At 50.1% G+C, this 16515-nt stretch carries 14 protein-coding genes; 10 read left to right on the top strand and 4 right to left on the bottom strand.

Features of this window, described 5'->3' with window-relative positions; genetic code table 11:
• Positions 1–2: 2 nt before the first annotated feature.
• Both HAV38_RS06030 and HAV38_RS06025 read left to right on the top strand, forming a co-directional pair.
• On the top strand, positions 3–1004 hold the full coding sequence (locus HAV38_RS06030; protein WP_168053310.1) for a terpene synthase family protein: 1002 nt from the start codon (positions 3–5) through the stop codon (positions 1002–1004).
• A 20-nt stretch (positions 1005–1024) separates the two neighbouring features.
• The gene (locus HAV38_RS06025; RefSeq protein WP_168053307.1) at positions 1025–2647 is read left to right on the top strand and encodes a GMC family oxidoreductase; all 1623 of its coding nucleotides are present in this window, start codon (positions 1025–1027) and stop codon (positions 2645–2647) included.
• A gap of 332 nt (positions 2648–2979) precedes the next feature.
• Here the strand turns inward: HAV38_RS06025 and HAV38_RS06020 are convergent, their stop codons facing one another.
• Both HAV38_RS06020 and HAV38_RS06015 read right to left on the bottom strand, forming a co-directional pair.
• Positions 2980–5256, bottom strand: a complete 2277-nt coding sequence (locus HAV38_RS06020) for a xanthine dehydrogenase family protein molybdopterin-binding subunit (RefSeq protein ID WP_245182236.1) — start codon at positions 5254–5256, stop codon at positions 2980–2982.
• Between the two features lie 86 nt (positions 5257–5342).
• A complete protein-coding gene (locus HAV38_RS06015; protein ID WP_168053305.1) occupies positions 5343–5810 on the bottom strand; it encodes a (2Fe-2S)-binding protein in 468 nt (155 codons plus the stop codon).
• A gap of 240 nt (positions 5811–6050) precedes the next feature.
• Between HAV38_RS06015 and HAV38_RS06010 the strand changes: the two genes are divergently transcribed.
• Complete coding sequence (locus HAV38_RS06010; RefSeq protein WP_168053303.1) at positions 6051–6692, top strand: 3'-5' exonuclease; 642 nt, start codon at positions 6051–6053, stop codon at positions 6690–6692.
• A 116-nt stretch (positions 6693–6808) separates the two neighbouring features.
• Here HAV38_RS06010 and dbpA read toward each other — a convergent pair whose 3' ends face one another.
• A complete protein-coding gene (dbpA, locus tag HAV38_RS06005; protein ID WP_168053302.1) occupies positions 6809–8209 on the bottom strand; it encodes an ATP-dependent RNA helicase DbpA in 1401 nt (466 codons plus the stop codon).
• Between the two features lie 323 nt (positions 8210–8532).
• On the opposite strand from dbpA, the gene HAV38_RS06000 reads away from it, so the two are divergent.
• The 4 genes from HAV38_RS06000 (at position 8533) to HAV38_RS05985 (ending at position 11254) form a co-directional block, all read left to right on the top strand.
• Complete coding sequence (locus HAV38_RS06000) at positions 8533–9252, top strand: pirin family protein (RefSeq protein ID WP_168053300.1); 720 nt, start codon at positions 8533–8535, stop codon at positions 9250–9252.
• A gap of 357 nt (positions 9253–9609) precedes the next feature.
• A complete protein-coding gene (locus HAV38_RS05995) occupies positions 9610–9900 on the top strand; it encodes an NAD(P)H-dependent oxidoreductase (protein WP_168053299.1) in 291 nt (96 codons plus the stop codon).
• Positions 9901–9975: 75 nt separating this feature from the next.
• Positions 9976–10644 carry a GTP cyclohydrolase II gene (gene ribA, locus HAV38_RS05990; protein WP_168053298.1) on the top strand — a complete coding sequence of 223 codons (669 nt, stop codon included), beginning with the start codon at positions 9976–9978 and terminating at the stop codon, positions 10642–10644.
• 88 nt (positions 10645–10732) lie between these two features.
• Entirely contained in the window at positions 10733–11254 is a 522-nt protein-coding gene (locus HAV38_RS05985) for a MaoC family dehydratase (protein ID WP_168053297.1), read from the top strand.
• 88 nt (positions 11255–11342) lie between these two features.
• Here HAV38_RS05985 and HAV38_RS05980 read toward each other — a convergent pair whose 3' ends face one another.
• On the bottom strand, positions 11343–12581 hold the full coding sequence (locus HAV38_RS05980; protein WP_245182212.1) for an ROK family protein: 1239 nt from the start codon (positions 12579–12581) through the stop codon (positions 11343–11345).
• Positions 12582–12911: 330 nt separating this feature from the next.
• Between HAV38_RS05980 and HAV38_RS05975 the strand changes: the two genes are divergently transcribed.
• The 3 genes from HAV38_RS05975 to HAV38_RS05965 all read left to right on the top strand — a co-directional run bounded on the left by HAV38_RS05975 (position 12912) and on the right by HAV38_RS05965 (position 16374).
• A complete protein-coding gene (locus tag HAV38_RS05975; protein ID WP_168053295.1) occupies positions 12912–13556 on the top strand; it encodes a nucleoside/nucleotide kinase family protein in 645 nt (214 codons plus the stop codon).
• A 269-nt stretch (positions 13557–13825) separates the two neighbouring features.
• Positions 13826–14485, top strand: a complete 660-nt coding sequence (locus HAV38_RS05970) for a hypothetical protein (protein ID WP_168053293.1) — start codon at positions 13826–13828, stop codon at positions 14483–14485.
• A 278-nt stretch (positions 14486–14763) separates the two neighbouring features.
• Positions 14764–16374, top strand: coding sequence for an ABC transporter substrate-binding protein (locus HAV38_RS05965; protein ID WP_168053290.1), 1611 nt, complete (start codon positions 14764–14766; stop codon positions 16372–16374).
• The last annotated feature ends 141 nt before the right edge of the window (positions 16375–16515 follow it).

Raw genomic sequence — 16515 nt, 5'->3', positions numbered from 1 at the left:
TCATGATATCGAAAGGCAGCACGCCTATACTTACTTACCCTTGGCCTTGCATAACAAGTTCACTTGAAGATGCGTTGTTGGAAGAAGAAATCACTTGGCTCGATTCCGATTATGATTTTTTGTCCGATGCAGCCCGGGAAAAATATAAACAACATGATTTGGCCAATCTGGCAGTATTCGTAATGCCCTATATCCGTGATTATGAACGCCTTCGCCCAGCTGCCAGATATGTGCTTTGGCTATCTATTTTTGATGATTACTATGAACTTTGCCCTGTGAATGAATTGGCGTTAATTAGGGATCGTTATGTCAATGTAATATTGGGCAAGGAGCCAAATTCCAATGATATTGGACTATTGCGGCAAGTTGCACAATTCAGAAAAGAGGTATTGAATTTTATGCCTTCTGAACTACTTGAGCGAGTAGCCATGGATTTTCATGATTACGTCACTTATGGAATGATGGAGGAATACCCACTTAAACTCATCAAACCAAAACGCTATCCCTCCCTCATTCGGCTTCTATCGATTCGTGAATATGCCATCGGTATGTATCCCTATTTTCATATGGTTGATCTTGCCATCAGTTATGCGTTACCACGTCATATATATATACATCCCGTTATAAAGCACATCAAGCGCCTGCTTTCGTTAATCTTGATGATTCAAAATGACTTTGCTTCTTTGAAAAGGGACGCGGTAAGAGAAACAGAGATCATGAATATTGTGCTGGTTATTCAACATGAAAATAAAATTTCGCAAGAAGATGCCTATTTCGAAGCCATCCGCCTCCATGACGCATATGTAGCTGAAGCTGTCGCTTTGCATCGCAATCTTCCTAATTTTGGCTCTGATCATGCTGCTACTGATGACTATATATGCCATATGGAATTGACAGTAGCTAGTACAAATAAATTTTATTACTCCGTTAAAACAAAACGCTTTGCGCCCTACGCATATCCTGAACCAGAATATGAGATACCCCTTTATAAAACAATCTCTTGAAAAAATTGAAGGAATATCATATGCAACAAGTTTATGATTATGTCATTGTGGGAGGAGGATCAAGTGGATGCGCTTTGGCGGGACGTCTGAGCGAAGATCCAAATGTTTCGGTTATTTTGTTAGAGGCCGGTGGCAATGGCAATAGTTGGCTTGTTAATACCCCCGCTGCGGTAGCGTTGATGGTGCCAAGAAAACTCAACAACTGGGCCTTTGAAACCGTACCTCAGCCGGAACTCAATGGACGCAAAGGCTATCAGCCTCGTGGCAAAGTATTAGGCGGCACCTCGGCCATCAACGCCATGGTTTATATCCGCGGTCATCACAGCGACTACGATCACTGGGCAGCACTGGGAAATAAGGATTGGTCTTACAAACACGTACTACCTTACTTCAAAAGATCAGAACACAATCATGAATTCAACGATGAGTGGCATGGTCAGAACGGGCCTCTTCAGATCAGCAAATTACGTACCAATAATCCATTTCAACGGCATTTCTTGCATGCCGCCGAACAGATCGGATATCCCATTAATCAGGATTTTAACGGAGCCCAACAAGAAGGTATCGGAATCTATCAGGTCACCCAGTATAATGGACAACGCTGTAGCTCCTTTCACGCCTATGTATTGCCACATCTTGGCAAGCGTAACAATTTAACTGTTGTAACTGGCGCCTTTACTCAGCGTATTTTGTTTGACGGAAAATGTGCCGTTGGCGTCGAGTATAGACAGGGCGATCAGCTCCATACCATCCGAGCGCAACAAGAGGTAATTCTGAGTGCCGGCGTATTTCAGTCGCCACAATTGCTTATGCTCTCCGGCATAGGTGATGCCGTTGAATTACAGAAGTTGGCAGTTCCCCTGGTACATCATCTTCCTGGCGTAGGAAAAAATTTACAAGATCACCCAGATTTTATCTTTTGTTACGAGTCAAAAGACATCAACCTTTTTGGATTCTCAATCAAGGGTGGAGTGCATCTGGCAAAAGAAATTTTACGTTACCGTCGCGAACGCCAGGGTATGATCACTTCCAACTTTGCTGAGGGTGGCGGCTTTCTAAAAACGCGGCCAGAACTGGCAACACCCAATATCCAACTGAGCTTTGTGGTTGCGATGATCGACGACCACGCGCGCAAGTTACATGCAAGCCATGGATTTTCCTGTCATGTCAGCTTAATGCGCCCCAAAAGCATTGGTAGTGTCAGCTTGCGAAATAAATCTATTGAAACACCACCAGTTATTGATCCTAAATTTCTGGAACATCCCCAAGATCTGGAGGACATGGTCGAGGGCTACAAAATGACTGAAAAATTGATGATGGCCCCGGCCATTGCACAATTCATTACAGGTATTCCCTTTACTTCTCAAGTCAAAACCGACGACGACATCCGTGCAATTCTTCGTGCCCGCATTGATACCATGTACCATCCGGTAGGCACCTGCAAGATGGGTATTGACGATATGGCCGTGGTTGATCCAAGTCTTAGGGTGCATGGTCTAAAGGGACTACGCGTAGTGGATGCATCCATCATGCCTACGCTCATCGGCGGCAACACCAATGCGGTATCCATCATGATTGCAGAAAAGGCTACGGATATGATTGTTCAAGAACGTAAATTGTCTTGTCTTGTCGCTAGCAATTAACTGCGAGAATTCAACCATGCCTTTATTTCTGAAAGCCTCTATTTCATTAGTGCCGGCACCGTGATGCGACGTAGACCAAAGTGGTGACATACCGGTAAGAAGATGACCCGTCATGCAGTCCCCATCCTCCGTCGAGCCGCCGGGTAACTTCAAAATATCGGAGTATCCCATCCCGGTCAGACTTATCAGGTAAGTATTTAGAAGTGCTTTTTTACTTGCACGTATTTTCTCAAATTCATACTGTGCCTCTTACATCGCACGATGTAATGTAAAAAAAGGGGTGGCCATTGTGGCCACCCCTCAATACTTTGGTTAGTTTGCTGCTTAAGCGATTAAGCCTTCTTCAATTGATCCCGAATCGGCAAATCGCGGATGCGTTTACCCGTAGCAGCAAAAATCGCATTGCACAAGGCCGGTGCAATCGGTGGCGTACCCGGCTCACCGACCCCACCCAACGGCATATCGAACGGGTGTTTAACGATATGCACGCGAATATCCTTAGGAGCGGACAGAGCCCGCAGGACGTCATATTCATGAAAATTACCCTGCACCACAGCGCCGTTCTTGAAGGTAATTTCGCCTGTCATCGCAAGGCTCAGACCCATAATGCAAGCGCCTTCGACTTGTGAACGTATACGGTCAGGTGTAATCGCAGGGCCGCAGTCAATGGCAACGTCCACCCGCGGAATACTGATTTCGCCATTTTCATTGACCACGACTTCAATCACCGCCGCCACATAGCTCATGAAGCTATACGCGACCGCCAGACCTAGCCCGTGTCCGGCAGCAACCTTGCGACCCCATCCGGCCTCTTTGGTTGCAACGTCCACCACGTTACGCATGCGGCCTGTGTCCAGTGGATACAGCGTCGGGGATTCGCCATAGTTGGTCGTATCGGACATTTCTTTCGGCGCGATTTTGCGTGCTGGTCCGATTAAGGCAAGTAAATACTCGCGATGGTCACGCTTGGCGGCGGCAGCAAGTTCGGCCACGAACGATTGCACCGCAAACGCGTGCGGAATGTTGTACACAGAGCGAAACCAGCCGATGCGCGTATGTGCAGGTACCTGAGGAGACTCTATACGAATATTCGGTATCAAGAACGGGATATTGATTGCGCCCATTCCCAACTCGCCCGCAGTTTCGCCCATCGCCCCGACGACGAATGTGGAAGAAATCGTCGGCGCCGCGCTGCGATGCAACCAGGCCAGCGGCATGCCTTTATCGTCGAGTGTCGTTTCGAGACGTTCCAGCGAGACAGTGTGCAAATAGTCATGGCGCAGGTCATCTTCCCGGGTCCATGTCAGCTTTACCGGTTTGCCATCCATTGCTTTGGACAGCAGGGCGGCTTCTGCTGCAAAGTCCGGCTTGGATTTTCGCCCGAATCCGCCGCCCAGCAACGTCACATTTACTTTGACGTCTTCACGCGTCACGCCGAGGCTCTTGGCAACGGTTTCAAGGGTGGCTTGCGGGTTTTGAACGCAGGCCCAGATCTCACATTTGCCACCGACTATGCGTGCGGTAGCTGCCGGTGGTTCCATGGTGGCGTGCGCCAGATGCGGGATATAGTACTCAGCCTCAATTTTTTTGCTGGCATTAGCTAACGCACCCATGGTGTCGCCATCATCGCGCATGACTTTAGCGGGTTTGCGGGCTGCTTCCTGCAGCGTGACCTTAAACGTGGTCGAATCGTAGTTGCCGTTAGGGCCGTCGTCCCACTTGATCTTCAGCGCGTCGCGTCCTTTGATGGCCGCCCAGGTGTTGTTGGCAATTACGGCGATGCCCCCCAAAGGATTGAATAAGGCCGGTGGCGGACTACCTTTCAGTTCCACCACGCGGATCACACCGGGGACCTTCAAGGCGTCGGCCGCATCAAAGCTGGCGACCTTGCCGCCGAATACCGGCGGACGCGCGATGACTGCATAGACCATGCCGTCGATACGTGTATCTATCCCATACTGGGTGTTGCCGGTGACGATATTTTGAAAATCGACGCTGCCGTATTTTTCTTTCCCAATATAGCGAAACTGCGCATCGTCTTTAAGGCGCACCTGATCGGCCGTCGGCACGTTTAAGGCCGCGGCATCGACTGTCAGTGCGCCATATCCCAGCTTGCGCCCGGATTTAGTATGATGAACCTCGTGATTTTTGGCAGACACTTCCGATACAGGGACTTTCCAACGGCTGGCGGCTGCTGTTTCCAGCATTAAACGGGCGGTTGCGCCAACCTGACGCATTGGCGTAAAGAAATGCCGCATGCTGCGCGATCCATCGGTGTTCTGGTTGCCGAAGCGACTCTCGTCGGCATTGGCCTGTACGACGCGGACATGACTCCAGTCAGCATCCAGCTCGTCGGCAACGACCATAGGCAGACTGGTACGAATTCCCTGGCCCATTTCTGAGCGATGTGCAACGATGGTCACAATGCCATCGGTGCCGATGGCGATAAATACTAAAGGATTATTAACCGTGCCGCCCGGCATCTTGGCGCCACCGTATTTCTTGTCTGGCGCCGGGGCATCGGCAGCGCTGACGATACCGTGTGCGCCGACGGTCAACACCAACCCGGTAAATGCACCCACGCCTTTAAGCCAGTTCCGGCGCGACATGTCATTCAGGCCATTGGCTACTGCAGCTTCGGTATCGTTATGGCGATTTTGTGTGGACTGCATCAATTCACTGTCGTAAAACGTGCTCATTTGGCGACTCCATTGTTTGCCGCAACCTGTTTGATCGCTGCCTTAATGCGGGTATAGGTACCGCAGCGGCAGATATTGCCACTCATGGCATTGTCGATTTCCTCGTCAGTCGGTTTGGGCGTAGTTTTAAGTAACGCTGTCGCTGACATTATCTGACCGGCCTGACAATAGCCACATTGCGGTACCCCTAGCGCGACCCAAGCCTGTTGAATCGCTTTGCCGACGCTGTCGTTGGCGATTACTTCAATCGTTGTAATTTTTTTACCCACGGCGGCGCTGATGGGCGTCACGCAGGAGCGTATAGGTGCACCATCCAGATGGACTGTACAGGCACCACAGAGCGCCATCCCGCAACCAAATTTGGTGCCGGTCAGGCCGATATCGTCGCGCAAGGTCCAGAGGATAGGCGTGTCTGCTGGCAGATCAATATTGTGTTGCTTGCCATTGATATTCAGTATTGTCATTTTTTCCACTTTGAGGTGTGTCTAGTAATGGGGGCGAAACCAAGTTTAGTGAACTAATCCAACGCATGGATGTTACTCAATTGTAATCTTGCTATGAATTCAATGTTGAAAAGACGCGGTTTTGCTCTATAAACTGTAGTGAGCGGGCAAAAAAAAATAGCGGCGCCGACGCAATCAGTAGCGAACAGCCGTTTCCATGCTGTAGTATTCGAGGATCAAAAAACTGATTTCTAAGGACTCATGGCTGTATTTCAAAAACCAATTGTGATGCTCGATTTTGAGACCACCGGTTTGAGTCCTGCGATGGGCGACCGCATTACCGAGGTCGCAGCCCTTAGGATTGTGGAAGGCACTATCGTTGAGCGCTATGTCTCGTTAGTCAATTGTGGCGTGTCGATACCGTCATTCATCACGCATCTGACGGGTATCTCGCAAGCAATGGTAAATCACGCGCCGCCCGTCTCTACAGTGATTCCGGAGTTATTGCGGTTTATTGGCAATGATGCGCTGGCGGCACACAACGCTAGTTTTGATGCAAAGTTTTTGTTGGCAGAAAGTGCCGCGCTGGATTTGCAGCCACGCTACAACGCGCTGATTTGTTCGTTAAAATTATCACGTCGGGTGTTTCCCGGCATGACGAGCTATAAGCTGGGATCGCTGGCCTCAGCGCTGAGCATACCGTTTCTTGGCACCGCGCACAGAGCCGAAGCCGATGCGGAAGTATCCGCCCATTTGTTGCTACACGTGGCACAACGGCTGGCGCATACCTATCGTGTAACGTCAATTCATCCGGATTTATTGGTATCGGTTAACAAATTGGCCGCGGCCAAAGTACCCGACTTTCTTGCGCGTCAGCTGCGCCAACTTGCTACGGCTGCCTGAAACGCTACAAGGTGTCAGGCCAAGCACCGGACATGTACGCTTATGTGATGCAAATTAACGGTATTTTGCGGGTCACGCGCAAAATCGCAGAAAGGTCTGACCTTTAGGATGAGGGCTTACAGCTCAGATATAAACCGCATTTTAAAGTTACGGCCTTTAATATTGCCATTACTTAGACGCGAGAATGCGTGTTTAGCCATCCGGCGGTCCAGCGCGACATACGTCATGAACTCAAATACGCTGATTTTACCGACCTGATCTTTGGTCAGGCCGACATCGCCCGTCAATGCGCCCAATAAATCGCCGGGACGCAGTTTGTCTTTTTTTCCGCCCATGATGCATAGCGTTACCATCGGGGCCTGCAATGCGCCGCCTTCGGCCGGTTCCAGGGTATTCAGCTCAAACCAGGTAACCGGGCCGTTCTGATAATCCTCGATCAACTTGACCCATTTTTTTTCATTGGGCGCGCAAAGACTAAGTGCCAGACCTTTGTCGTGTCCGCGACCGGTACGGCCAATGCGATGGATGTGGACTTCCGTATCTTTAGATACGTCGACGTTGATAACTGCCCCTAGCGTCTGAATGTCCAGACCCCGCGCGGCAACGTCGGTGGCGACTAATACTGAACAACTCTGGTTGGCAAACTGCACCAGAATCTCATCGCGCTCACGCTGTTCAAGCTCGCCGTATAACGCTAGCGCGCTAAAGCCCTGATCACGTAATTGCGCAGCTAATTCGCGGCAATGAATTTTGGTATTGCAAAAGGCGATGGTCGATACTGGCCTGTAATGGTTCAGCAACTGGGCGACTGCCGCATTGCGGCCATCGTAAGAGACCTCGTAAAAGCGCTGCTCAATTTGTCCAGAATCGTGCTGCGCTTCCACTTTTACTTCAACCGGCTGGCGTAAAAATTCTGCGCTGGCTTTACGGATATCGTCAGGATAGGTGGCCGAAAACAGTAAGGTCTGGCGACGCTTTGGACAGGCACTGACGATGCCTGAAATCTCTTCGTAAAATCCCATATCGACCATCCGATCTGCTTCGTCCAATACTAATGTCTGGACCGTTGACAGATTAATGGTGCCGCGGCCAATGTGATCGCGTATCCGTCCCGGGGTGCCGACGATGATGTGTGCGCCATGCTCCAACGAACCAATCTGCGGTCCCATCGGTGAACCGCCGCAGAGCGTCAAAATCTTGACGTTGTCTTCCAGTCGCGCCAATCTGCGTAACTCTTTTGCTACCTGATCGGCCAGTTCACGCGTCGGGCAAAGTACCAATGCCTGAATCGCGAAGTAGGTCGGATTAAGTTTATGCAAAATACCAATGCCAAACGCGGCGGTTTTACCGCTACCGGTTTTGGCCTGCGCGATCAAATCACGCCGCTCCAGAATCACTGGCAAACTTTGTGCCTGTATGGTCGTCATTTCGTGATAACCGAGACTATCAAGGTTACGCAAAAGGGCGGGCGACAGGGGAAGATTGGAGAAGGATGAAGTAGTCACAATGGCGGTCATTGACAGAAAAGGGGGGAAGTCTAACAGGCGCACCAGTTTAGGGATAGGGTTGATGCTGTTTTGATGGATTTTACTGGTTTATTGTTGGGTTATCGAGAATTAACATTAGCGGGAAAGCTGATGCAGATCACTAAAAGAAAGCCCTAAAGGCGTTGTTCGAATTTTTCGATGATAGATATGAAAACTTTCCGTTTTTGTTTTGGTTTGTTGACGTCCATAATGGCACCCATGGTTACGGCGCCGGGCAATCGAAGAATGAAAGAGGTGTCCGAACAACGCAGTTTATCGATCGAAACTATCGTCAATAAGGAACGGAAAATATCATGTTACAACTACGTAAAAGCAGTGATCGCGGCGTGGCAGACCATGGATGGCTGCAATCCAGACATACTTTTTCATTTGGTCACTATCAGGATCCGCAGCACATGGGTTTTGGACCCCTGCTGGTCATCAATGAAGATCGTGTGACACCGGGGCAGGGCTTTGGTACGCATGGTCATAGGGATATGGAGATCATTTCTTTCGTGCTGGATGGCGCCTTAGAGCACAAGGATAGCCTTGGAACAGGATCAGTTTTGCACTACGGTGATGTCCAGCGGATGAGTGCGGGCACTGGCGTACGGCATAGCGAATTTAATAGTTCGGCGAGCGACCCGTTGCATTTCCTGCAAATCTGGATTGAGCCGAGTGTAAAAGGCATTCCACCAGGGTATGAAGAGAAACATTTTACACCGGCCGCCAAGCAAGGCCAGTTGCGCTTAATTGCCTCATCCGATGGTCGTGACGGTTCGGTTTTGATTCATCAGGATGCTAGTATCTTTGCCGCTTTGCCGGGCAAAGAAGACATACTGACGCACGACTTGGCGGCTGGTCGTACTGGGTACGTCCACGTGATTCGGGGGGCGATCAGCGTGAACGGGACCGTCTTGATGACAGGCGATGCGCTTAAAATTTCGGACGAAAGCCTGATCACCCTTAGCGGCGCAGGCAGCACTGAAACTGGCGAGACGACAGAGATACTGGTGTTCGATCTGCCATATTAATTTGGTTAGCAACATTTTATTCAGGCTCAACTGAAGCTGGGCCTTCTTTTGTCTGCTATCTGAACCGTAGTATTGGTAACAAAGGCGTGATTGCACTAGTGGGGGGGTGAGTTTCCTGCAACATGGACACTTTAACCTCGCGATATTATTGGGGAACGGGCTTTAACTGCCAATCCAGTACCGCGTTTGACAGCGCAAACGATGGGCGCATTTTATTCCCTAATTAACGTAACCCACGCCGGAACTGTCCGAAACGGTTAAACTCTCGGACGCTCTGGTTGAAGAATTACTGCCCGCGGATGTAATCGTTATCGGCGCGCCGATGTACAATTTTCCGATAAGCGCAAATTAGCAGGCTTGGATCGATCATGTTGCGCGCGCCGGACTGACGTTTACATAAATCGAAACTGGTCTGGCAGGATTGTAACTGGCAAAAAAGTCATCATATTCAGTCACGTGGCGGTAGTAGGCCACGGCGCCGCAAAGGCCATGGATTTTCATGAAACCTACCTGCGTAAAGTATTAGGCTTTATCGGCCTGAGTAACATCAACTTCATTCATACAGAGAGGATGGCAATGGGCGAAGAGGCGGTGGCCAGCGCACTATTGCATTCTCGTAGTACGATGACTGAATTAATTCCAGCCTGAATTATTTAATCCGTTGGCAAGGCACGTCATTTGTCCTGTGACGTGCTTTTTATATTGAAGTTACGTATCTAACTAATGAGCACCCATATAACACCTAACAATGCCGCCGCTGCCCAAATCCATGAATCATTGGAATATGTCACTTCCTGCGCTCTGCCGACGCCTTGGGCGACGTTCCAACTGCATGCCTTTATCGATCATCCTTCCGGGAAAGAACATTTGGCATTAGTCTTGGGCGACGTCAATGACGGCTTGCCGGTCTTGGCGCGGATTCATTCAGAATGCCTGACAGGCGACGCACTATTTAGTCAACGCTGCGATTGCGGGGCGCAACTCGAGGGTTCGTTGCAGCAAATTGCAGCAGAAGGACGCGGTGCGGTGCTGTATTTGCGCCAGGAAGGCCGCGGCATAGGCTTGCTCAATAAGATTCGTGCTTACCACATTCAGGATTCTGGAGCGGATACGGTAGAGGCCAACCAGCAACTCGGCTTTGCGGACGATTTACGACATTACGGAATGTGTGAGCCGATGCTGCAATATCTCGGTATCAAAACTTTGCGCCTGATGACGAATAATCCGCGCAAGATGGATGCGCTCAAAAAAATGGGCGTCCCGGTAGTCGAGCGTATCCCGTTAATCTTAAACAGAAATCCTTTTAACACGCGCTATCTGGATACCAAGGCAGCCAAACTCGGGCACATATTGCCAAACGAAGGTCTGGAGCATCAGGACGAAACCGAATAATCGGTTCTTGCCGGGCTTCTGTCACGATAAGCATCTATAAGCATAAAGACAGCACATTCTAATAATAATCAGACAAAAAGGAGCCATCATGCCCTACGTTCGTTCTCCAATCGACAGCGGCAATCTCGCTAATGCCAATGCTGCGAATACCAGCAAAGCGCCGCGACTGTACTTGGAGGACATCGTAACCGGCCAGCAATTTACGTCGGCGTCGCGGCAGATAACTGCTGACGAAATCAAGCGTTACGCGCAGCAATTTGATCCGCAGCCTTTTCATCTGGATGAGGAAGCGGCTAAAAGCACGTTCTTTGGCGGTTTGGCTGCAAGCGGTTGGCATACCGCAGGGATAACCATGCGATTGTTAGTGGAGAGTGGCATGCCATTGGCTGGCGGTATTATTGGCGCTGGTGGAGAAATTACCTGGCCGCAGGCTACCAGACCTGATGATGTGTTGCATGTTGTAACCGAAGTGATTTCTGTCACGCCGTCCCGCTCACGTCCGGACCGGGGCTTTATTCAGGCACGATCCCAAACCTTTAACCAAAAGGGCGAGGTTGTACAACTACTACTCGCAAAGTTAATGGTTTGGAGCAGGTCTGTGAAGACCTGATAGAGCGTTAACGACGCCACTAATTATATCCAAGCCAAACCACCGATATGCATGCTGCACGCGCCTAGGGGCGATCACGCTGCTCCCTTCAACGTCGTTTATTTTCCTTGATAAATAAACTATGATTCGGCGCAAAGTTAGCGTAGAGCGGAAGCAGGGCAGCGCCAATGGCGTGCGCATTCGATCCAATTGTGCCAGCATGAATTGCGGGACGGGCAATACCCTCCCAGCAGTAGTAATTCATTGCTCTTTCTATTTCTGTTCGTAGTTTTTCCAGCAAAGCACGGTCACAAGATCCGTCAATAATCACCGCGTCCAGGTCAAGCAGGCAAGTTGCGCTGTCAATCGCCAGCCCAATGGCGCAACCTGCGCCATCTAGGCAGGTGCGGGTGTGGGTCAGCCAGGGCTCTTCCAGCACACGCTGATCAAATAATGCAAGAGGGTCGAGATCTGCAGCTACAAATGTCCGTTCCAGCGTTATTAGCGAGGCTTCACTTAATAACTGTTCTGGTAGCGCGGCGTCGTCTGGTCTTGCCAATCTCACCGGGATGGAGGCAAGCGCACCAGCGTTGCCATGCAAGCCTCCTCGCAGATGCCCATCAATCACCACGCCACCGCCAATAAAAGTATCGACAAAAATATACAAAAAACTATTGATGTTACGGCCTTCGCCCGTCACCAGTTCGGCGACGCACGCCGCTGCTGTGTCTTTACAGAACTGCACAGGCAGAACGGTTATATCCTGCATCTGCCGGGCAAAATTAATGCGCAGCCACTGGTTAGCTTGATGCGGATGTACATTCAAAAGTTTATGCCAGCCGCTTAATGTCAGCGGTGCCGCAATGCCGATGCCACTTAATCGCCGCGCTTTTTTCAGCCCTGGCGATTTACGCATTTTTTTAAGTTGCAAGTCGATTTCTGCGAACAACTCTTCGGGATCAGGAAAAGAATAGCATAGCGTGAAACGCTCACGGACCTGCCCCAAAAAATCCAGCAGAAGAATATCCATGCTGCGGCGACCGACCTTGATGCCAATGGATAAAGCGCCCTCCGGATTCAGCGCAAAGGAAACAGAGGGCTCGCCAATTTTCCCGCGCAATGTCTCCAGCTTGATTATCAAACCTTCGTCTATCAAGCGTTTAATAATAAGCGCAACCGCCTGAATACCCAGAGTGGTGATTCGTACCAACTCCGTTTTTGGCATGCTGCCATGCGTGCGCAGCGCTTGAAGTACCACGCGCTCGGGAAACTGACGTGTGCCAATTTGATGGGACGCGTGCGGACGAAAGCCCGCTGACACTGTTGATGAGCCGACCGATTTATTCAATTGGAATTGAAAGCTAGAAGTTGTTTTTGTAGATGACAGAGAAAAAAGGTCGTCATGCTGCCATAGTCGCGCTGTTGATCGCCAATGGAAGTTAGTGCTACAGTAAATTTAATTGTCATGCGGTCCTTCTCTTTATGCGTGCCCGGGCATCGAGATGGCACTTTGTGAACTATAAATAGTTTCTCATGTGAAATTATTCTACTCACGCAAGCGAATATATTCCGAATAGATTAATAAAACAAATGCACTTGTTATTCGTTAACTTAATCACCTCAGATGGCATGCATCTCCCGGTGCGAAATCATAATTACAAACGTAAAGGATTTAGGGATGACAACTACAAAAACGTTGACGATGGACGCTTGTTTGGCGAAATTACGGGAGCGCTTAACAGGTGGACACCGGATTATCCTTGGCGTCGTCGGGCAGCCTGGTTCGGGCAAGTCGACGTTCTCGGAAGCACTGGTAGCGGGTTTGCCAGGACAGGCCATTGCGGTGCCGATGGATGGTTTTCACCTCGCTAATAGCGAATTGGACCGCTTGAAGCGGCGTGATCGGAAGGGTGCTGAAGACACATTTAACAGCGCCGGATATGTTGCGCTTCTCAAAAGATTACGCGATCAGCCCTCTGGCGAGGTGGTGTATGCGCCCGAATTCAGGCGGGAGTTCGATGAGCCAATTGCTAATGCAATCGCCATCACGCCAGAAATCCAATGCGTCATCACAGAGGGTAACTACCTCTTATTGGACCGCGGCCACTGGCGACAAATTAGCGGCTTGCTCGACGCGACCTGGTATCTGGATATCCCGTCTGAGATTCGACAAGAACGACTGATTGCGCGTCATAGGCAATTTGGTCGGGATGAACAGTCTGCCCGTGCATGGGTCAGCCAAACGGATGAACCGAATGCTGTTCTGATTGCCGCAACACAAGGGCGCGCTGACTTGATTTTTAACTGGTCTTCCAGCGCCTGACATGCAATTGCGTACGCTTGGATGTGTTTCGGTGCCGTATGGAGACGATTAGGTCGCATTAAAGCGGAAGGTCGGGCTTGGCCGTTTTGCCGATGCAAGACTATGCGGTTGCCACCGGGCGACGGCAAAATGGAAGAACTTAAATAGCAATATTTGGTCAGAATGGGGAGAGTAAAACATCTCGATGCCTTGTCGGCGTTAGTTACAGACGAGGGTACCTCGGAATAAATTGATTGATTTGAAGGCCGCTAAAATGTAAAGGAGTGCCCATGTCATCGATAGACCCAACAACACCCGTAGCAACGCCAACTTCAGCAACTCAAACCGTGGTCGGTGTTTTCGATAATTATCTGGCAGCTCAACGGGCACAGGATGCACTGATTGCCTCGGGTTTTGATGCCTCCGATGTGCATGTGCGGATGCACGAAGGTCACGCAGCAGTGACCAGCCTAGAAACACAATCAGGCGGCGTAGCGGACAGTTTGCGCGACCTTCTGGCACAATTATTTGGCCGTAGTCATGAAGATATCGGGCATTATTCCGAGGCCATCAGGCGAGGACATGTCGTCGTCGCGATTTCAGTCGTGGATGACGCACTGGTTCCGGTAGCGCAATCCGCTCTGCGTAACGCTGGCGCGCTGGATATCGAAAAGCAGGTGCATAACTGGCGCGAGGGCGGATATAGTCGTTTCGATCCTGCCGCGAGACCGTATTCAATCGAAGAGATCGCGGCAGAACGTGCGCAGATTCGGCCCGCGTTAGTAGACAATCCAGACATCCCGACAGGATCTGAAAATAGCGATTATTTTCCATCGCGCGCTTATCCGTTCCATATGGCGCAGACTCCCTACGATGACATTATGGGCAAGTCGGGCGGTGTCATCACGGGCCGCTCGGTTGCCGACGCTCCTGATAACGACACACTCTAAAATTGCCATCGGAGCACTTCCGTTGTTGCATGCAGGACTTAATACGACGGACGCCTTGTGCGTCCGTTTCACATGTTGGTATCAATCCCTTTTTTGATTCGATGGGCATTCCCATTGTTTGACTTCCGCCAAAGTGGCGCCTTAAGGTAAATATCGACCCGATATCGGTTATTTTTGTGGCGGTCATTGCATCTTGACGGTATCTTAAAAAGAACTGTCAACATTGCACATGGCGCGTTATATTTATTTTTTACGCGCAACCTGATCGGAAGACACTTATGCAATACAAATGGAATTGGATGATGAAGGCCAGTCTGCTCGCCATTTTGACGCTGCATGGGGCTGGCGCTATCGCCGCCAAGACTTTGGTATTTTGTTCAGAGGGTAGTCCTGAAGGATTTGATCCGCAACTCTACACCTCCGCCATATCATTTCAGGCTTCATCGGTGCCGGTCTTTAATCGGCTGGTCGAGTTTGAGACCGGTAGCACCAAAATTGTGCCCGCATTAGCCGAATCCTGGAAGACTTCTGAAGATGGTTTAACTTATACTTTTAATTTAAGGCGTGGCGTTAAGTTTCAAAGTAATGCGCGCTTTAAGCCCTCGCGTGATTTTAATGCCGATGATGTATTGTTCTCCTTTAACCGCATGGGTGACCCTCACCATCCTTTCCATCAACTGCCGTCCGGGCAAAGCTTTGCGTACTATCTGGACATGGGAATGGATAAAATCATCGATAAAGTGGAGAAGCGCGACGACTACACAGTGGTATTCACGCTCAAGCATCCTGAGGCCCCGTTTATCGCTAATCTTGGCATGGATTTCACGTCTATCATGTCGGCGGAATATGCCGAAAAGATGAAGACGCTGGGCCTGCAAGATGTCATCAATCGCGAGCCGGTTGGTACTGGACCGTTTCAGTTTGTCTCCTATCAAAAGGATGCCGTTATTCGTTACAAGGCATTCGATGGTTATTGGGGCGGGCGTCCAAAAATTGATTACCTGATTTTTGCCATTACACCGGATGCTTCTGTCAGGTACGCCAAACTCAACGCCAATGAATGTCAGGTAATGACCCTGCCGAAACCGGCGGATATTCCTTTGATCAAAGCCAATCCTGCATTCACTTTACTCAGCAAAGAAGGCCTAAACGTGGGCTACGTTGCCTTTAATGTCGATAAAAAGCCATTTGACAATAAATTAGTCCGCCAGGCGCTGAGGATGGCGACCGATAAGCAGGCGATATTGAAGATCGTTTTTCAAGGCGCAGGCGTATTGGCTAAAAATCCAATTCCGCCCACGCTCTGGTCCTATAACGACAAGGTTGTGGACGATGCTTTTGATCTCGTGAAAGCGAAGGCGCTGTTGACCAAGGCAGGCTATCCGAACGGCGCGGATATTGATTTGTGGTACCTATCCGCGACCCGTCCCTACAACCCCAATGGCAAGCGCATGGCAGAGCTTATGCAGGCAGACTGGGCTAAAATCGGGATCAGGGCAAGGCTGGTCACCTACGACTGGGCGGAGTACATCAAGCGCAGTAATCAAGGTGAACAACAGGTAATGATGTACGGATGGAACGGCGACAATGGCGATCCAGACAATTTTTTTGCGACTTTGTTAGGTTGTGATGCGATTCCAGGCGGCGGTAATAAAGCACGCTGGTGCAATCCTGCCTTCGAGACCTTGATCCAGCAAGCTAAGCGCACCCCGCGTCAGGCAGAGCGCGCCGCGCTGTATGAAAAAGCGCAGGTGATCGTGCATGAAGAAGCCCCGTGGATCACCATCGCTCACGCAGTACGGTACGCTGCCATCCGTAAAAACGTAATCGGGTTCAAAATGTCGGTATTCAGTGAGTATGAATTTCAACATGTTGATTTGGCGCAATAACCGACCAGCATTCGCGCTTACCTTTTGTGCAAATTTCCCCTGAGATGTGGTGGACGACCTGGTCAATCCGGCAATCATTTGCTATGCCAAAGCAAGCGCTCGCATTGTTGGCCTGGTGGGAGCGAAGCATACAATATGCGA

It is taken from the genome of Glaciimonas immobilis, assembly GCF_011947285.1.
GTDB classification, from domain to species: domain Bacteria; phylum Pseudomonadota; class Gammaproteobacteria; order Burkholderiales; family Burkholderiaceae_D; genus Glaciimonas; species Glaciimonas immobilis.
The sequence above is the reverse complement of the archived record's forward strand: the minus strand, read 5'-3'. Positions and strand labels throughout refer to the sequence as shown.

Coding starts and splice junctions, on each gene's coding strand:
- ribA (WP_168053298.1), top strand. CDS start 9,976: ATGAGCACCCATATAACACCTAACAATGCCGCCGCTGCCCAAATCCAT.
- HAV38_RS05985 (WP_168053297.1), top strand. CDS start 10,733: ATGCCCTACGTTCGTTCTCCAATCGACAGCGGCAATCTCGCTAATGCC.
- HAV38_RS06000 (WP_168053300.1), top strand. CDS start 8,533: ATGTTACAACTACGTAAAAGCAGTGATCGCGGCGTGGCAGACCATGGA.
- dbpA (WP_168053302.1), bottom strand. CDS start 8,209: ATGACCGCCATTGTGACTACTTCATCCTTCTCCAATCTTCCCCTGTCG.
- HAV38_RS06010 (WP_168053303.1), top strand. CDS start 6,051: ATGGCTGTATTTCAAAAACCAATTGTGATGCTCGATTTTGAGACCACC.
- HAV38_RS06030 (WP_168053310.1), top strand. CDS start 3: ATGATATCGAAAGGCAGCACGCCTATACTTACTTACCCTTGGCCTTGC.
- HAV38_RS05970 (WP_168053293.1), top strand. CDS start 13,826: ATGTCATCGATAGACCCAACAACACCCGTAGCAACGCCAACTTCAGCA.
- HAV38_RS05975 (WP_168053295.1), top strand. CDS start 12,912: ATGACAACTACAAAAACGTTGACGATGGACGCTTGTTTGGCGAAATTA.
- HAV38_RS05965 (WP_168053290.1), top strand. CDS start 14,764: ATGCAATACAAATGGAATTGGATGATGAAGGCCAGTCTGCTCGCCATT.
- HAV38_RS06015 (WP_168053305.1), bottom strand. CDS start 5,810: ATGACAATACTGAATATCAATGGCAAGCAACACAATATTGATCTGCCA.
- HAV38_RS06020 (WP_245182236.1), bottom strand. CDS start 5,256: ATGTCGCGCCGGAACTGGCTTAAAGGCGTGGGTGCATTTACCGGGTTG.
- HAV38_RS06025 (WP_168053307.1), top strand. CDS start 1,025: ATGCAACAAGTTTATGATTATGTCATTGTGGGAGGAGGATCAAGTGGA.